General features: G+C 35.5%; 13 protein-coding genes. 1 reads left to right on the top strand and 12 read right to left on the bottom strand.

Annotated features, from left to right (window positions below):
- Positions 1–101: 101 nt before the first annotated feature.
- From nosZ to CIG1485E_RS02680, 9 genes are all read right to left on the bottom strand, one after another.
- Positions 102–2,696 (bottom strand): Sec-dependent nitrous-oxide reductase, encoded by a 2,595-nt coding sequence (gene nosZ / locus CIG1485E_RS02720; RefSeq protein ID WP_038453447.1) that lies wholly within the window; start codon positions 2,694–2,696, stop codon positions 102–104.
- Between the two features lie 44 nt (positions 2,697–2,740).
- On the bottom strand, positions 2,741–3,601 hold the full coding sequence (locus tag CIG1485E_RS02715; protein WP_038453444.1) for a hypothetical protein: 861 nt from the start codon (positions 3,599–3,601) through the stop codon (positions 2,741–2,743).
- A gap of 465 nt (positions 3,602–4,066) precedes the next feature.
- Complete coding sequence (locus CIG1485E_RS02710) at positions 4,067–5,860, bottom strand: dynamin family protein (protein ID WP_038453442.1); 1,794 nt, start codon at positions 5,858–5,860, stop codon at positions 4,067–4,069.
- Complete coding sequence (locus CIG1485E_RS02705; protein WP_038453440.1) at positions 5,854–7,920, bottom strand: dynamin family protein; 2,067 nt, start codon at positions 7,918–7,920, stop codon at positions 5,854–5,856. The genes CIG1485E_RS02710 and CIG1485E_RS02705 overlap by 7 nt, the downstream gene beginning before the upstream one ends.
- Positions 7,921–7,988: 68 nt before the next feature.
- Positions 7,989–8,600, bottom strand: a complete 612-nt coding sequence (gene dsbI / locus CIG1485E_RS02700) for a protein-disulfide oxidoreductase DsbI (RefSeq protein ID WP_038453439.1) — start codon at positions 8,598–8,600, stop codon at positions 7,989–7,991.
- 47 nt (positions 8,601–8,647) lie between these two features.
- Positions 8,648–9,325, bottom strand: coding sequence for a response regulator transcription factor (locus tag CIG1485E_RS02695; protein WP_038453437.1), 678 nt, complete (start codon positions 9,323–9,325; stop codon positions 8,648–8,650).
- On the bottom strand, positions 9,322–10,974 hold the full coding sequence (locus CIG1485E_RS02690) for a sensor histidine kinase (protein ID WP_051870903.1): 1,653 nt from the start codon (positions 10,972–10,974) through the stop codon (positions 9,322–9,324). Before CIG1485E_RS02690 ends, CIG1485E_RS02695 begins: the two co-directional genes overlap by 4 nt.
- 203 nt (positions 10,975–11,177) lie before the next feature.
- A complete protein-coding gene (locus CIG1485E_RS02685) occupies positions 11,178–11,705 on the bottom strand; it encodes a hypothetical protein (protein WP_038453434.1) in 528 nt (175 codons plus the stop codon).
- Between the two features lies 1 nt (position 11,706).
- Entirely contained in the window at positions 11,707–14,052 is a 2,346-nt protein-coding gene (locus CIG1485E_RS02680; RefSeq protein WP_407637581.1) for a molybdopterin-dependent oxidoreductase, read from the bottom strand.
- Positions 14,053–14,240: 188 nt separating this feature from the next.
- Here CIG1485E_RS02680 and CIG1485E_RS02675 point away from each other — a divergent pair, with 188 nt between their 5' ends.
- Positions 14,241–14,846, top strand: coding sequence for a Crp/Fnr family transcriptional regulator (locus tag CIG1485E_RS02675; RefSeq protein WP_038453430.1), 606 nt, complete (start codon positions 14,241–14,243; stop codon positions 14,844–14,846).
- A gap of 20 nt (positions 14,847–14,866) precedes the next feature.
- Here CIG1485E_RS02675 and CIG1485E_RS02670 read toward each other — a convergent pair whose 3' ends face one another.
- From CIG1485E_RS02670 to CIG1485E_RS02660, 3 genes are all read right to left on the bottom strand, one after another.
- Positions 14,867–16,171 (bottom strand): cation:dicarboxylate symporter family transporter, encoded by a 1,305-nt coding sequence (locus CIG1485E_RS02670; protein ID WP_038455527.1) that lies wholly within the window; start codon positions 16,169–16,171, stop codon positions 14,867–14,869.
- A gap of 217 nt (positions 16,172–16,388) precedes the next feature.
- Positions 16,389–16,883: a peptidylprolyl isomerase gene (locus CIG1485E_RS02665; RefSeq protein WP_038453428.1), complete on the bottom strand. Its 495-nt coding sequence runs from the start codon at positions 16,881–16,883 to the stop codon at positions 16,389–16,391.
- Between the two features lie 8 nt (positions 16,884–16,891).
- Entirely contained in the window at positions 16,892–17,599 is a 708-nt protein-coding gene (locus CIG1485E_RS02660) for a YebC/PmpR family DNA-binding transcriptional regulator (protein ID WP_038453426.1), read from the bottom strand.
- Positions 17,600–17,642 lie beyond the last annotated feature (43 nt).

Raw genomic sequence — 17,642 nt, 5'->3', positions numbered from 1 at the left:
GTATTGAACTAAACGGTTTAATACTAAATTTAATTTGTTATATCGTGCATTAAAAGCCACCGTATTTCTACGGCAGCTTTTAGTTCATAAGAACTTTTAGACTAGTTTAGTCCAGCGTTTTCATCGATCCATTTTAGGTATTCGATGATATCTTTGATCTCTTGATCTGTCATGTGTTGATTTGGCATTCTAAGGTTGAAGTAGTTTATCATAGCTTTTACATAATCTTCTTCATATTTAGTAGCCGGATTTTTGATGAAATCAAATACCCATTGCTCAGCATTTTCGTGTCTTAGTAAAACACCAGTTAGATCTGGACCAGAGCTTACTTGACCGATAACGTGACAACCATTACATCCGCCTTTTAAGTATGCTTCTTCACCACGAGCTACAACTGGACTCATAGGAGTTGCAAGAGCTTTTGTAAGATTATTTTTAGCTCTTAAGCCAACATCTGCAGTTTTAACCATGTATTGCCATACTTGGTATTCCCACAAAATAGCACCGTTGATATCGCCTTTTTTATAAGCTTCATCAGCTTTTGCTTTGACTTCAGCTATTTTACCATATTGATCAAGTGCATCTTCAACAAGTTGTTTAACTTTTGGATATTTCTCAAAGTGTTTTTCTTTTAAGAATGTTACAACGCTTTGGATAACATCATCAGTTGCTTTATTTGTAGCGATGACTTTTTTGTATTCAGCTTCAAGTTCAGGTTTGCTAAGCTCTTGAAGTTTCATCTTTCTTGCTGATTCATATTTTTTGTTAGGATCTTTAACATACATATAACCCATCATCTCAAGGTGAAGTGCTGAACAAAACTCTGTACAGTAATAAGGGAATACACCTTCTTCATCAGCTACAAAGCTAACACTTGCGGTTTTACCTGGTTCGATTGAAGCATGAACGTTATATAGATCGATTGCAAAACCGTGAGTCTCATCTTGAGCACGCTCTAAGTTTGTTAAGTAGATAGTTACGTTATCACCTTTATTTACTTCGATGTGTTCTGGATTGATATGGCTTCTTACTAGAGTTGCATAAACAGTTACGTCTTTGCCTTTTCTTTCTATTCTCTCTTGTCCTGCTAGAGTCATACCAACTGATTGTTCGCCAGTTCTTGAGTTTGTACCCATTTTGTATGTCATAGCTGGTTTTAGCTTGCTAGCTGCGATAGAGATAACATCGTGAGGCTCACCAAGAGGGATTGGCATATCATAGATTAGCTCCATTTTAGCACCAGTTATATCGATAAGTTGGTGGTTTTGTGGATGAAGTGGGCCAACTGGATTAAATCTATCAATTGAGAGTTTATCAAGTGCTAGAGCGTATTTACCAACTGGTTTTGCTGATTTACCTTCCATAGTGTCAAGGTGACCTATGTTGTAGTGAACATTTACCCTATCAAGAGTTTTTAGGTTTTTGTAGTCCCATTTTACAACTTGGCTATCAACATATAAAGATGTATAAACTATACCATCTTTTGAGTCAAAAGCGTTGTGAAGTGGTCCAAGACCTAATTCAACTTGACCATGAAGAGTTTTTTTCATATCTAGGATTGGAATACCAAATGGATCTTTTCCAGCGAACTCTTTTTTGTCGATCAAATTTTTAATTTTTCTAAAGTCATAAACTGATGCGTGAGTATCAAGTTTACCACCAACTAAAATATATCTACCATCTGGAGTTACATCAACACCGTGTGGAGATTTTGGTTCTGGTATCAAGAAAAGTGCATTGTTTGCAACTGCTACGCTAATTGGAATAACTTTGTGGTTATTTATTATTTTGTAGTTTTTTGGATCTTGAACTAGTTTTTCTAGTATTTGCCAGTTATAAACGTGCATATAGTCAGTGTCATTTCTACTCATACCAGCTTCAAATGGAGGAAGACCTTTTTCTATACCACCAGTATACATCTCTGAGTTGAAGCTATTTGTAAATGCCCAGCCCATAGACTCACCCTTACCAGCGTCACTTAGATCTTGCATATATGGAGGAAGTTCAAGTGAGAATGATTTTTTCTCATCGATCTTGCCTTTTGCATAGTCAAATTTCCAAAGTGTAACAGCGCCCCTATAGACTGCTTCATACTCATCAATTGGGTGATAACCATTATCTAATGGAGCTGCGTATTGGCTAGCTTCGATAACGTATTCTGTATTTGGAGTAACAAAGCTACCGCCGTGTTCGCTCTTCATAATAGGGTTTACAACTATTTGAGAAGTCTCAAAATCGTGTAAGTTGATAACTGCCATTCTTGGGTTGGCTTTATCATTTATAAATAGATAATCACCTACGTATTCACCATTTTTTTCAGTGAAATTTGGGTGGTGAGTATCGCCCCAAGTTATCTCTTTGCCTCTTATGGCTCCGCTTTTTAGTATTGCTTTACTCTCGTTGTCATATCCATAGCCTTGCCATGGCTCTGGAGTGAAAACACCAATGTATTTGTAAATTCTCATTGATGGAACACCATAAACAAGAATTTGTCCGCTTTGTCCACCTGATGAAAATACTACATATTCATCTTTACGTCCACTTGGTTGATATGTTTTAGCAGCCGCTAATACATCTTTCTCACTCAAGTTACGCTCTTTCATGATAGTTTCAAGTTCACTTGCGCCAAACATTGATGACATAGCAAGACACAGTCCAGCAGTCATTACGAATGGAGTTTTAATAAAACTACTCATAAGGCTCTCCTTTTTAAGAATTTGTATCAAATTTGGATACCGATTTAAAATTTACAGGTATAAACCGAGGCATTCCATAGCATGACTATGAGATTACCGTTTTTGTCTATAAACATATCCCGAATTGTATCATTACCTGCTTTTATTTCATTTTTTAGATTAAATTTATTATCAAATTTACGCACAACGCCGCTTGCGTCAGCTACGAATATTTCGCCATTTATCACTCTTATAGCTTCTATCGCTTTTGAAGAAATGGTATACTTTTGATCCCCATACATCACGCTTCCATCACTTAGTCCAATGAGTGGTTTTGTATCCATAAACGCTAAAGAAGTTATCAAATTTCCAGTCTTACTCAAGCCAGATAGCTTGAAATTTGTCACATCTAGCATATATAGATTTCTATCAAAAGTTGCTATATAAAGGCTGTTTTTATCTAAAGTTGTCGCTATTATTTTAGAGTTTATATTAATAGTTGTTTTCTTTTGAATCTTGCTTATAGTATCGTGTACTAAGACAGTGTTTCTACCTATCGTAAAGATAAGCTTATCTTTGCCTACATTTATAGATGAAATTTGCTCTATAAATCCTGATTTTATAGGATCAATGAGCGTTTCTTGAGATTTGTTTGGGTGAAGAAGCAATGCATAACCACTACTAAATCCAACAACAAGATCACTATCCATAAAGGCTATTGAAGTCACTTTGTCAGTTGAAATCTTTAGATCAAAGACATTTTTCAGATCCGGTAAAGTCTTGATGTAGAGCATACTATCATCGCAGTAAGCTACATTCTTACCAAACGCAACCTCAAAAATATCCTTATCTTGTTTTTGCAATAAATTGCAATCACAAAACCCAACGCCAACCAAAATTAGAGATAAAAATAAAAACTTGAACATGATTTAATACTCATTTCTTACTTGTTTATATTATATAATTTTTTACATTGGAAGTTAATTGATATATGTCAAATTTCTCAAAAAATATAGGTGCTTTTATACTTTTCGTAACAAATTTATGTAAGAAATGTAAGTTTTGCTATTCAATATATGAGTTAAAAATATAATTTAATTTCAAATTAAGGTTTTTAATAGGAAATTTAAGTATTTTACTTCAAAATAGCTTAAACAGTCAGTCTAAAATAACAAAAAAATTTATTATTCGGACCCCCCCCCCATAGAAAAATCCCGAAAAATCATCGTTTTAGGGCTTTTATATAAATTAAAACAAATAAATTATATGGTGGTATTTAAAGTTTTACTCAGAAATATTTAGTATATAATTGATTAAATTTAATTATAAATTTAATCAATCAATACAATAAATTACTAAAAATATAGAATTTTTTGGTGGTTATTAATGCTTTAATTTTCTTTTCTTAACTCTAGCTTGTTTTGTTCGTATTTACTTTTCAAAGCGTTAACATAAGCCAAATTTTTATCTTTTATAGCCAAAAAATCACCTTGCAACGCTTCAATAAATTTAATAATAAATGGTCGCTGTCCCACAAAATCATTTTCAAATTCATAGTAGCTTAGCATTGTCAAAACTCGCTCATTTATCTCTTCAATACGCGGATAATACAGCCCAAACGCCAAAGGATCGCTCTCATAATCGCTTGCAGCTTTATTGATTTTTTCTTCTATGAAGCTCACGCTTAGCTTGATTGCATTTTGGTAATTTGTAGCGATTTTGATAGATATTTTTTCAAAAAATAGCCCAAGCAAGGCGGATTTGGCGAACAAAGTCCTTTCAAACTCATTTAAAAACAGAGCATAAACCTCGCTGCTGAATTTACGAATATCAGCAAACAAAGCGTCTGAGAGCAGTTCGTTGCTTTTTCTTAAGCTTTCGTATTTTGCCTTAAAGCCAAGAACTCTATCTTTTAACTCTTCAAAACTAGCGTTCAAATCATTTTTTATACTCTCTTCAAAAGCCCCAAGCTCACGCCTAAGCTTTTTAAAACTTTTAGCCATTTTTTCATCATTATAAATCAGGCGAGATAGTACATCATCACTTTTTAAAACCACTTTTTCATATTCGACTTTTTCAAAACTATCCTTGCCAAACATCTGTTTTTTGGGCTTGTAATAAGCACTATTTTGCACCACTAGACCACTATTTATCTCAGTGGCGATGAGTTTGGCATTTTGTTTTATCTCTTCAAAAAGTAGTTTAAATTTAGTTTCGTAGTCCTTTTTTAGCTGGTTAAATTTAGTCTCAAAATCCACTCCAAATTTATCAAAAATCCCACCAAGCTCACACAAAATGCTGATAAATTTATCGTTTTGCTCTATTGATGAGTTTAAGATGATTTCGCATTCGTTTTTGATAAAATCTTGCTTGGTTTTTGTAAGCTTAGTGATGAAGCTAAAGACACTATCAAAGCCGCTATTTTTATCTCCAGCGATTTGTATTTTTGATGACACGGCAAAAACATCATCAAAATACTCATCATAAGTAAGCTTAGCATGAGCTAGTACATTTGCGATCTCTTGGCTATTTAGCTTATCTTTTTGGTTTAAAAGGCAGATTGCATTTTGCTTTAGGGATTTTGGGATGAGCTTTAGCTCAGCTAACTCACTAGCGCGCGCTGCATTATCAATTAGACTTATCCAAATGAGCGCTCCAGCCCTATTCAAAATACGTTTTGTCTCATTCGTATCGGCGTCACTTCTTGAGTTTAGCCCAGGAGTATCGATGAAACTAACTTGTTTTAAAAGCTCGTTTGGAGCGTAGATATAGAGGCATTTAACGTCTTTTAGGCTCATTCTTTGATCGACAAAAGCACCAAGCTCTTCTATTGCGTGATACTCCTCTCTGCCGTCGTTGTAAAGGGCTTTTAACATCAAATTTGGAGCGTATTTTATGTATGTTGGCTTAGCTGTGACTGGCACGACGCCAGTAGGAAGCAAATTTAAGCCAAGCAAAGCATTTAAAAAGCTTGATTTTCCACTGCTAAACTGCCCGACCACAGCGATGATAGGAGGCTCATAATTTAATGAATTTAAAAAATTCAATCTCTCGAATAAATTCGCACTTGGGTGAAATTTTGGCTCTGTGACAAGTCTATAAAATTTATCAAATTCGCCCTTAAATCCATCATCAAAACTTATATCAAAACTGCTTTTATACTCTTTTATAAACTCTTTTAACACGCGCTAATCCTACTATAAATTTTATCCAAACGCTCTATTTTTTCTTCCAAATTTGCCTTTTGATCCTCTAACTCTTTGCCCCTACTTTCTAGTAGCTGGGAAGATTTTTTGATCTCTTGCTCTTTTGCAAATAACGCTTCTTTTTGGGCTTTTAAATTTGCCTTAATCATATCAATAAACTCGCTGCTACAAGCGATAGCTAGGGCATTTAGGCTTTTTGAAAGCTCTAAAGAGGCGATAAACTCATCAAATTTGGCATTTAATTTACCAGCAAGTAGCTCAAAATCCAAATTCGACCCGATAAGCTCAAAAATATTTTCTTTCAAATTTGTATAAGTTATGGCTGGCATATTTGCCTCAAGATACTCTTTGATGTCTAAAATGGCAAAATCCCCACTCGCATTTAGCTTGAGTTTTAGCCTTTCATAAGCGCTATCAATGTCTTTGCTAACCCTATGTTTAAAATCTCTGAAAAAATCCACAAACATATCGTTAAATCCACTCTCGCAAATCACTCCAAGCCTATCAAAATCCACCTTTTGCTTCTTGCTTTTTGCGTATTTGACATCGCTAATTATCCTATCTTTTATGCGTGAAGCGATGTTTTTAAGGGAGCTAAACTCATTTGTATCACTATAATCAAGTTTTTTGAGTAAATTTGCAAGTTCAATGTTTATCTCTTCAAGATTTTCATTTAGTTTTGTGATTTCTAAATTTAGGCTATCAAGCTTAAGGCTTGAGCTTTTTGCGTCGCCATTTAGCACGCTAAGCTCGTCAAATGCACTATCTTTTATGATTTGAGTTACGTTTAAAAGCTCTTTTTTGTAGTTGTCAATGATTAAATTTGCCTTTGGCGAATTGGCACCAAAAAACTTGTCATATAGATAATTTTTCAGCTCATTTATGCCGATATTTTGCGTCGCACTCACGCAAAAATACTCCACATCTTCGCCCAAGCTCTCATCAAAGCCGTACTCCTTTAGCTCAGTTTGCACGCTTGATCTAGTATAGGCCAAAACCTCAGCTAGATCATCTTTGCTAAGCTTATCGACGTGAGTTAAAACCACGATAAGCCCACCACTTTTGCCATTTTTAAGGGTGTTGCAGATGAAACTCATATCTTTTTTGGTTGCACTTTGGCTTGCATTCATTAGATGAAGTATGAAATCGCTTGTTTGCATATATGATTTTGTCAGCTCTTCTCTTAAAACAACTGCGTCATCAAGTCCTGGAGTATCTACGATATTTATGCCATCTTTAAGTATTTCAAGATCGATGCCAAGTGTGACCTCTTTTACAAATTTACTTATATCATTTGCAGCTGTTGTGTAGTTTTTTAGCTCATTTATTGCAACTGTTTTGCTTGTCAGATCTTTTGGCTCTAGATTCATACTGATTTGAGCTTCCTTGTCCCAAAAATCCACCTTAGCAAAAGGCTCTTTTGAGTAGGTCAAAACGCTTAAATTTGCCGTTTCTGGAATGTTTGACGCACCTAAGATTTTTTGATTCATCAAGGCGTTTAAGGTGCTTGATTTACCAGCGTTGATAACTCCAGTTACTGCGATGAAAAACTTTGAATTGTTTGCATTTTCATAAGCTAAATCCAGCCTTGTTTTTAGTCCGCCAAGACTGATGAGCTCTGAGTAAATTTCATTTAGAGTGTTTATATTTTTATGAAATGTAAGCTCACTAGCGTCAAACTGAGCCTCTTTTAGCTCAAGCGAATTTAAAAATTTAGTCAAAAACTCATAATTTTGATATCTAATTATTTCATTTTTGGCTAGCTCGTTTAATGCTTCAAGGATAGAGCTAAGCCTGATTTCAAGAGCTATAACTGCGTTCAAAACTCCAACTTGCATAAGCTGGACGCTGTATTCATTGACATCAAGTTCTAAGCTTTTAAATATGCTTTTAAAACTATTTAAACTTATATATCTATCATAATTATCTGGATTTACGCTTAGGATTATTGCTGCGATTTGTGGATTTGTGGCTCTTTTAAACTTAAAATCAATGTATAACTTGCCTATCCCCCAAACCTCATTTAAAAACTCACTCACTATATTTTCCTTATTTTAAACTGAGAGATTTTATCATATTTAAATTTAAAAAGAATGAAATTTATCAATTACTTTTTTAGTCTAATTATCCAAGAAAAAAACATAACACCAAGCAAAATAATAGCAATTGCGTAAACTATCAAACAAGCTATTGCCATATTCATAAACTCCAAGCTTGGCAGTAAATACCAGCCATTAGCGTACAAATCCACAAACCAAGCTTGAATGCTTGATAAGCTAACGCCATCAGGGACAAGAGGATTGTCAAATCCACAATCTCCAGTTGGTTTAAAAAGACCTGGCAACCAGCTATCTAATGGCAAATTAAAAGGAAATGTCGGGAAGCTCGAGCAGCCTTTGACGCCAAAAGGATTGCCCGCGTGAACTGCTATATGAACCGCATTTAGCCTTAGACAGTACATTATGCCAGTTATAGCTCCATAAAATCCAAAGATATACCCAGCTAATTTTAATATAACTTTTTTGGGATTTATGGCTGCGATTAGCCCGCCAATTGCCATTACACTCATAGAAAATCTGATATAAACGCACTGTTCGCAAGGTGGCATATACAAATAATTTTGGAAAAAGCTATGAGCCAGCACAACAAGCCCGCCCATAATAACGCTCATAAAAAGCCAAATCGCTCTTTCATCTTGCAAAGACTGAATATGTTTCATAGCCGACCTTTTATTAAATTTAACGCCATTTTACCAAATAAATTTGATTATTCATAGCTTCTTAGAGAGTATCCCTTGCCAGAAATATTTTCGATATTGATACTATCAAGGTGTTTTTTAAGACGCAAAATCGCTGTGTGAATCGAGCTTTTTCTGACTTCAGATGAGCTATAAGCATACTCTTCTATCATCTCATAGGTCACGACTCTATCGATGTTGTAGCAAAATAGCCATAAAAGTTTATTCTCTAAATTTGTCAAAAACACCTGCCTATCATCTACAAAGATATTTTCTCTGTCTAAATTTACGCTGATATTTTCAGATAGCTTTATGGTCTTATCACCTATTTTAGAAAGTACGATAAATATCGCATTTTGCACATCTTCTATGCTGATTGGTTTTCTGATAAACTGAGTTGCACCTTGTTTGATTGAGCGAAAAAAGTTCTCATCAGTATCATAAGAAGTCATAACTATGAAGTTTTGGGTAGGTTTTAGCTTTTTGATCTCATCTATCATATCAAGGCCGTTTAGTCCTGGCATATGAATATCTGTGATGATGATATCTATCTTGTATTTTTTGAACTTTTCTAATCCCTCAAGCCCGTTTGATGCTTCATGATAGACATTGCAGCTTCTTTTTAGACCAAGCTTTAGAGCAGCTCTTGTTATCTCGTCATCTTCGACAACTAAGATATTTATGTTGTTTAAACTTTGCATTCTCATATTTTTATCCTTAACTCAAATATAGTTGGGTTTTTTAAATTTTTCAAAATCAAATCTCCATGTAGCTTTTCTATGGCTATTTTTTTGGCAAAATATAGCCCTATTCCGCTTCCTTCTTCTTTTTGGCTGGTTTTTAGAGTAGAAAATATCTTGTTTGCGATCTGTTCTTTTATACCACCACCATAATCACAAACTCTAATATAGGCAAATTCATTATCTTTTGTAATTTCTATTATCACTTGTCTTTGTGCGTATTTTGCGTGTTCTAAGACTATGGCTTCTTTTGAGTTTTGAAGCAACACAAGCAAAACTTGCAAAAACAAATTTCTGCTACTCACGATCTCAAAATCCTCAAAATCTTTGATTTTTACACTCACATTATCATTTGCAAATGTCACGTGCAAGATACTTATCAAGCTTTGTATAGCCCCAAGGACGCTAAATTTGCTATGAAGTGGATCAAATTTATAAAAGTTTTTAAAGTTTTGAACTGTGTCGTTTAAGTGCTCCATAGATTTTAAACAAAGATTGATATATTCTATCTCATCTTCTTTTGATATTTTATCTTCATTTTTTAGTTGCAAGATTGAGCTTAGAACAAGTTTTGTTGAGTTTATAGGCTGGACTAATTGATGACTTATGACGCCTATGAGTTCGGCTGTTTCTATCATCTTTAGCTTGTGAGTCAAGATAAGCTCATAATCATCTTTTTTTCTTTTTATTTTTCTATACAAATACGTATGCAAGGCATTTGCAAATATCACAAGCACCACAAACAATGTCATCACCCTTGCTATGGTTTTAGCAACAGCGTCTAGGCTTTGAGATATCAAATTTGACTCATCTATAGCAGTTCCTACTGCCCACTCTTTTGTATTTGTTTTTGCGATGCTTACTGTTATGTTGTTTTTATTTATTTCTAAATTTATAAAATTAGTGTCGATGTTTTTTAGGATTTTAGGAAGCTCATCACTATTATCAATAGAAGCGATTATATCGTTGTTTTTATCTATCAAAAACAGATCTCTTACTATATTTATATCGATATTTCCTATTCTTGTAAGGACATTATCTGCGCCGATGACGCCACAAATAATGCCATCAAATTTACCGTTTTCAGTAATAGTCGAGCATATATTTATCGTTTTTTTGTTTAGGGCTTTGTGTTTTTCTACTACGGTTACTGTCGGGTGTGGGCTATTTTTGGTTGTTTTATACCACTCAAGATTTTTTATGCTTTCTAGCTCATCTTTATCTGTGATTTCTACATTATTGCTTATAAGAAATTTATCATTTTCAAAATAAATTTGTATGACATCAAACAAATTTGTCTTATCTGCCATCTCTTTTATCATTTTTAATAGCTCATCGTTAGAGTGATTTGCATCTGAAGTGATATTTGAGATCAAAACTGAGTATGTATCTATAACTTTTGAGCGTGAAATTATCCACTCGTTCATGTAGTTTGAAAGTATGCTAGTGAGGTTTTTTCTGTAATTTTCGCCGACTTGAGTGACTTCTACTTTTACTTGATTTAAATTTACAAAAGTTACAGCCAGAAAAATAGCCGTAAATGCAAATATAAAAATATAAACTTTGAACTCTTCTATGCGAAGAAAAATTTTATGATACAAACCAGAAACTTTCAAATTAATTCCTTTGTTAGAATTGTAAGATAACTTATTTACCAAATTCTAACATATTAATTATAAAAAACTTAAAGACATATTACAAATAAATTACACTATTTTTAGTGCAAAATTATATTTATTTAAGTAATTATATTTTTGGATTAATTATTTAGAAACGCTATAAAACGTTTCTAAATTTGGGTGTAACAAAGGTCTAAAAATCACTTTTCGTCTAAAATCCCGTCATTTGAATGAGCGTAAAGGTATCTTAGGATTTGCATTTCTTGATTATCTGTTGGTTGGGCTCTATCTTTCATACTGCCATATAATCCCTCCCAGCTAAGCATATCAAACTCCTTTGGAGCGTGCGTGCCGTGACATTTGGTGCATTTATCGTAAAATATATCGCCACTATCTTCCCAAGCCATCGCTTGATCGTTTGTTAAATTTGAGCTTGAAAGCTCTAGCTCGATACTGCCTTTCTCGCCGTTTTTGACTATATTTTTGCTTCTTACTAGTGGAAGCTTGTAATTTTTGGTAGCGAACAAAATATCAGGATGAGCCGCGTCTATGAAGCCTTCAAATTTAACTATTTTGCTTGCTTTTCTATCTTTTATCAGCGTTGCTGGACTACCAAAGTACACCTCAGCGCCGTCTATTTTGAGTGTGTTTTGGTCGCTTGTAACAAAAAGATTTGTGCTAGCAAACATACTTGCTGCCATGCTTAAAGATAAAATTATTTTTTTCATATTATGCCTCTATTATTTTTGGTGGATTGTAAGCCATGTTTGGTGGTATCACGCCTGTGGCTTTTTTGATACCGACTAAATTTGTATTTACACTCGTTGCTTGAGCCATGCTTGAAGTTGGGCGATTGCTCGTAAGCACGTTTATATGACCGCTCACACATCTTGGATTTTCATCGATTGTGTTTTCAGGGCAGTACCATGCTCCTTCTTGCAGTGCCATAACGCCTTCTATTATATTTTCGCTCACATAAGCTCCAGCTAGGACTCTACCTCTGTCATTATAGATCTCTACCACGTCGCCATGACTTATGCCATATTTTTTAGCGTCATTTGGATTTATCATGACTGGCTCTCTATCATTTATCTTATAAAATGCCCTTAGATAGGTGTTGTCTCCTTGAGAATGCACTCTGTAGTTTGGATGTGGGCTAAGCAAATGGAGTGGGTACTTGCGATTTTTATCTCCAAGCCACTCATCTGGCTCTATCCATGTCGGATAGCCTGTGAAATCCTTGTATTTTAGCTCGGCAAATTTAGGAACTGTAATTTGGATCTTTCCACTTATAGTAGCTAGCTTGTTTGCTACTGGATCACTTCTAAATTTAGCGTGACGGACAAATTTATATGATTTTTCATCTCTTGGAAGCTCTATATATCCTCTCTGCCAAAACTCTTCAAAGCTCATAAGCTGCGCTGTTGGCGAGATATCGTATTCGTATTTTATCTTATCCATTTCATTTGGTTTTTCATCTGTGAATTTATCATAAACTTTTTGACCAAATTCTTTTGCAAGAAGTGAAAATATCTCCAAATCGCTCTTTGACTCATATAGTGGCTCTATGGCTTTTTTCATCGCATAAACTCCGTTTTTGCCATGAACTCCACCCATTGCGATGTCATTTCTCTCTAAAGTGGTGCAAGCTGGAAACACGATGTCTGCCATCTTAGCCGTTGGCGTCCACCACGGCTCTTGAACTACAAAAGTATCAAGCGTGCGAAGTGCTTTTATGATGTTGTTTGTGTCTGGGTGGTGTCCTACTATACTACATCCTGCGACGTAAGCTACTTTTACAGTCGGATAGACTCTTTCTTTACCTTTGTAAGTGTATTTTTTGCCCGGATTTAAGATAGCATCGCTAATTCTTGAGGCTGGTATGCGGTCTTCTACTCTGTTTCTTCCTTGGCTTATGCCAGCTGGAGTGCCTACTATGGCTCTAGCTTGTCCGCCGCCGCCAAAATGCATAGAAAATCCAACCCCACCTCCAGCAAGTCCAATCTGCCCTATCATACTAGCTAGCACTATCAAACACCAATCAGCCATTTCGCCGTGTTGGGCTCTTTGAAGCGCCCAGTTACCAGCTAAAAACGTTCTATCTTTGACAAAAAGTTCAGCTAATTCTTTTATTGTTTTTTCATCTATTGTTGTGATTTTGCTTGCCCATTTTGGAGTTTTTGGGATTTTATCTGTTTTACCGAGCAAATAAGGCAAGAATGTATCAAATCCATCTGTGTATTTTGCGATAAACTCTTTATCGTATTTGCCACTAGTATAAAGGTGGTGCATCATACCAAGCATTAATGCTATATCGGTGTTTGGACGGATTTTGATCCATCTTGCATTTAGCATTTGAGCAGTTTCTGTGTAGATTGGATCTATGGAGATAAAATTTATACCACTTTTTGCATATTTTGGGTAATAAAGATCGTTTTCGCGACTCGGGACTTTCGTGTCTATCTTATTGCATTTAAATAGATCAGTTCCCCATAAAACATAAGTCTTGGTGTTTTGCAAAATTTGCTCGTGGGTTGTTTGGAGTGAGTATTTTTCAACGTCCCCTATGATATCTACATTCACAGCTCCTGCTGCGCCGTTGCTGTATTCTCCAGCAGTGCCGATAGCTCCACGTTTTGCTATGTTAAAAAACCTACCACAAAGCGACGGACATGAGTGAATCCCTCCTGGATGACTCCAGCCGATATATGTAGCGTTATAGATATTTTCTTTTGGGGTCTCTTTGATCTTGTTTGCTACAAGTTTTAGCGCCTCATCCCAGCTGACACGTACGAACTCCTCTTTGCCTCTTAGTTTTTCATGACCAGTTTTGCCCTCCAAATAAGACTTTCTAACGCAAGGATATTTGATCCTTGTAGGAGAATAAACTCTATCTAGCCACATTTTTGTCATTGCAGTTGGGCGTTTGTCCATTGGATGAGGGAGGATATCTATGATCTTGCCATCTTGCGTAAGAGCGTAAAATGGCCCAAAGTTACTAGCGTGAGCGACCTTTTGAACTGGGCTTAAAAGCTCAGTAGCGTCCAAGCTTACAGCTGCGCCAGCACCAAGCATTGCACCTTTTAAAAAGTTTCTTCTTGTATTTAGCACCTGATCTCCTTTAATGATGAAGTATAAAAATTGTATAAAAAATAAATTTTTATGTATGTAACTTTGGTCACAAAATTAAGAATAATTTTTAAGTATAATTTTATAGACTGTAAATTTAGGATTTTCTTGTATCATTTATCAAAGGAGCGAAAATGAAAAGCTTTAAATTTTATTCATTGTTATCTGGAGACAATCAACGGATTTTAGATGAAAACGCTAAATTTGTTAAAATAGAAGCTGGCACTGAGCTATACAGACAAGGCGATGAATGCCCAAATTTGATATTTTTGACAGACGGAAGAGTCAGAGTAGTCAGGATGCACGAGAGCGGTCAAAGCATTTTGCTATACTATTTTTGTAAAGGTGAGCAATGCAATGTAAATTTCACAAGCACTTTCAACGCAGTCCCAGCAGTAGGAACAGCCATAGCCGAAACCGACCTTGAAGGATATAAGATACCAGCAAGCATAATAGCAAAAATGTTTATAGAAGATAAGGCATTTCAAGCTTATGTATTTGACCAATACGCAAAACGCATAGAGCACATGGCGTCTTTGATAGAAGATATAAGATTTTTGGGGCTTGATACTAGACTTCTTAGCTTTCTTAGATCACAAAAAACAAACGTTATAAATCTATCCCATGAAGAAATAGCAGAGATAATCGGAACTTCAAGAGAGGTCATAAGCAGGATTTTAAAGGGATTTGAGAAAAATAATATCGTAAAATTATCAAGAAAGAAAATAGAATTAGTTTGAGCCAAAAGGCTCAAACACTTTTATGCATGGAAGCTGAACTCATCTGGATGATCTAGTGCGTAGCGGAATTTTTCCATATCTATCTTTTTGTCCCAGATAGCTACGATCAAACAAGCAACTGAGTTACCACAAAGGTTACCCACAGCTCTCATCTCACTCATAAATTTATCCACGCCAAGCAGCACCGCGACAGTCACGACAGGGATTACATCATGCAATGCTCCAAGCGTTCCAGCTAGTACGATAAATCCAGAACCAGTCACACCAACGGCTCCTTTTGATGTTATCATCAAGATGATCAAAATACTAAGCAAATGCGTAAAGCTAAGATCGATATTAAAAGCTTGTGCTAAGAAAATAACGCTCATTGAAAGGTAGATATTTGTACAATCTAGGTTAAACGAATATCCTGTTGGAATGATAAGTCCAACGCAACCCCTTGAGATACCAGCAGCTTCTAGCTTTTTCATTAGCGGCCCAAGAGCAGTTTCGCTTGAGCTTGTCGCGAACACGACCAAAACTTCTTTTGCGATAAAACGCATAAATTTGAATATATTTATCTTTGCAGCGTAGCAAATAATACCAAGAACCACAAATATAAATATCAAACAAGCTATCGCCATAACTAGTAAAAGTTGAATCATGCCAAGCAAAGATGATAAACCAAATTTACCTATCAAATACGCCATTGCAGAATAAGCAGCAATAGGGCTAAACCACATGAACCAAGCCAAAATTTTAAGAACATAGTGTTGAGTAAACTCTAGTGGTTTCATACAAGCTTTTTTGTAGTTGTTTGGCAAAAATGACAAAACTACAGCAGTGACAAGCGCCATGAATAAAACTTGCAATGTGTTTGCTTTGATAAATGGAGTTATAGGATCGCTTGGGATCGCACTTTTTAGTATCGCTAGAGTTGAGCCTACTTCTTTAGGATCTTTGATATATTTTGCCACACTTGCAGGATCAAGAGCATTTACATCAAGATTCATGCCAGTACCAGGTTGGAAAAACATCGCAGCACCAATACCAACAGCAAGTGCGAGCGTACTAACAACCTCAAAATACACAAAACCTTTAAAGCCTATACTACCAACTTCTTTTAAGCTCTCTAGACCTATGATACCAGATACTATCGTCAAAAATATGATAGGACCGATCATCCATTTTAAAATTTTGATAAACCAATCAATTCCTGGTTTAGATGCCACACCAAGATCTGGCCATGCAAAACCAACAATGATACCTAAGACTATACCTAGAACAACCCAAAAAGCAAGATTTGTGATAGTTCTAAAAAAAAGTGATCGTTCTTTTTTTACCATAGTAGTCAAGATTTCTCCTTATAAAGTTTGAAGAAAAATGATAACATAAATTTAATGCAATATATACAAAAAAGTTTAAGAAAATGGAGTTTTGCAGTGTGTTTAAGTATTGAGATTGCACTATAATCGTATTTAAACTCTATTTAAATAATAAATTGCCAGTGTAGAGTTTAGTAACACTGGCAAATGTTTTATATAATAAAATGAAATATTTCTATTACAAATTTTCTTTTATTTCAATTGTTTGAATTTTATCACCTTGTCTGATAGCGTCTAAAACTTTTTTGCTCTCATCATCAACAAGCTCACCAAAAACAGTATGAACGCCGTCTAAGTGTGGTTGTGGGCTATGACAGACAAAAAACTGACTTCCACCAGTGTCACGTCCAGCGTGAGCCATAGATAGGCTTCCTCTTAGGTGCCTGTGCTTTTGACCTACGCATTCGCATTTGATTCTCCAGCCAGGACCGCCTGTACCAGTACCAAATGGACATCCGCCTTGGATTACGAAATTTGGTATAACTCTGTGGAAATTTAAGCCATCATAAAAGCCATCTTTTGCAAGTGTTGCAAAGTTCATAACAGCCTGAGGAGTGTCATCTCCAAAAAGCTTAGCTACCATATCGCCTTTATCTGTTTTGATCACAGCAAATTTAAGTTTTGCAAGCTCATTTTGATCTATATCATATACTTTTAATTCATCATTTCTCATATTTTTCCTTATTCGATATTTGTATAAACTGCTTGGACATCGTCATCATCTTCAAGCTTATCAAGAAGTCTCTCAAGCTCGCCCAAAGCTGCTTCGTCTAGGCTTACAGTTGAGTTTGGGATAAATTGCAAGCTACCTTTTTTTATCTCAAGTCCAGCTTGTTCGATTCCCTCATTGAGCGTACCAAAGCTAGTATAATCTCCATAAATCACAAGGCTGTCATCGCCTTCTTCAAGGTCGCTTAATCCAGCATCGATTAGCTCAAGCTCAAGCTCTTCGATATCTCTATTTGGTTTTGCTACTTCAAAAACTGCTTTTCTGCTAAACATGAAATTTAAGCTTCCACTTGGCAGCATTTCGCCACCGTTTTTGCTAAATATAGCTTTGACATTTGCAACTGTTCTTGTAGGATTATCAGTAGCAGTTTCTACTACTATTTGCACCCCGTGAGCTGCCTTGCCGTCATAAAAAATAGTCTTGATATCGCTGCTATCTTTGCCATTTGCTCTTTTTATAGCTGCATCAATATTGTCTTTTGGCATATTTTGAGCTTTTGCTGTAGCTATGGCAGTGCGGAGTTTTGGATTCATTTCAGGATCCGTGCCACCCTCTTTTGCGGCTACTGTTATTGCTTTTCCTAATTTTGGAAAAAGCTTACTCATCTTATCCCAACGAGCCTCTTTTGAAGCGCGTCTATATTCAAATGCTCGTCCCATTAGTATCCTTAATTAATTTTTTAAGTCCATTATTATATCAAAA

This window comes from Campylobacter iguaniorum (genome assembly GCF_000736415.1).
Taxonomy (GTDB): domain Bacteria; phylum Campylobacterota; class Campylobacteria; order Campylobacterales; family Campylobacteraceae; genus Campylobacter; species Campylobacter iguaniorum.
Note: the sequence above shows the minus strand (reverse complement) of the source record. Positions and strands in the feature narration are given on the sequence as shown.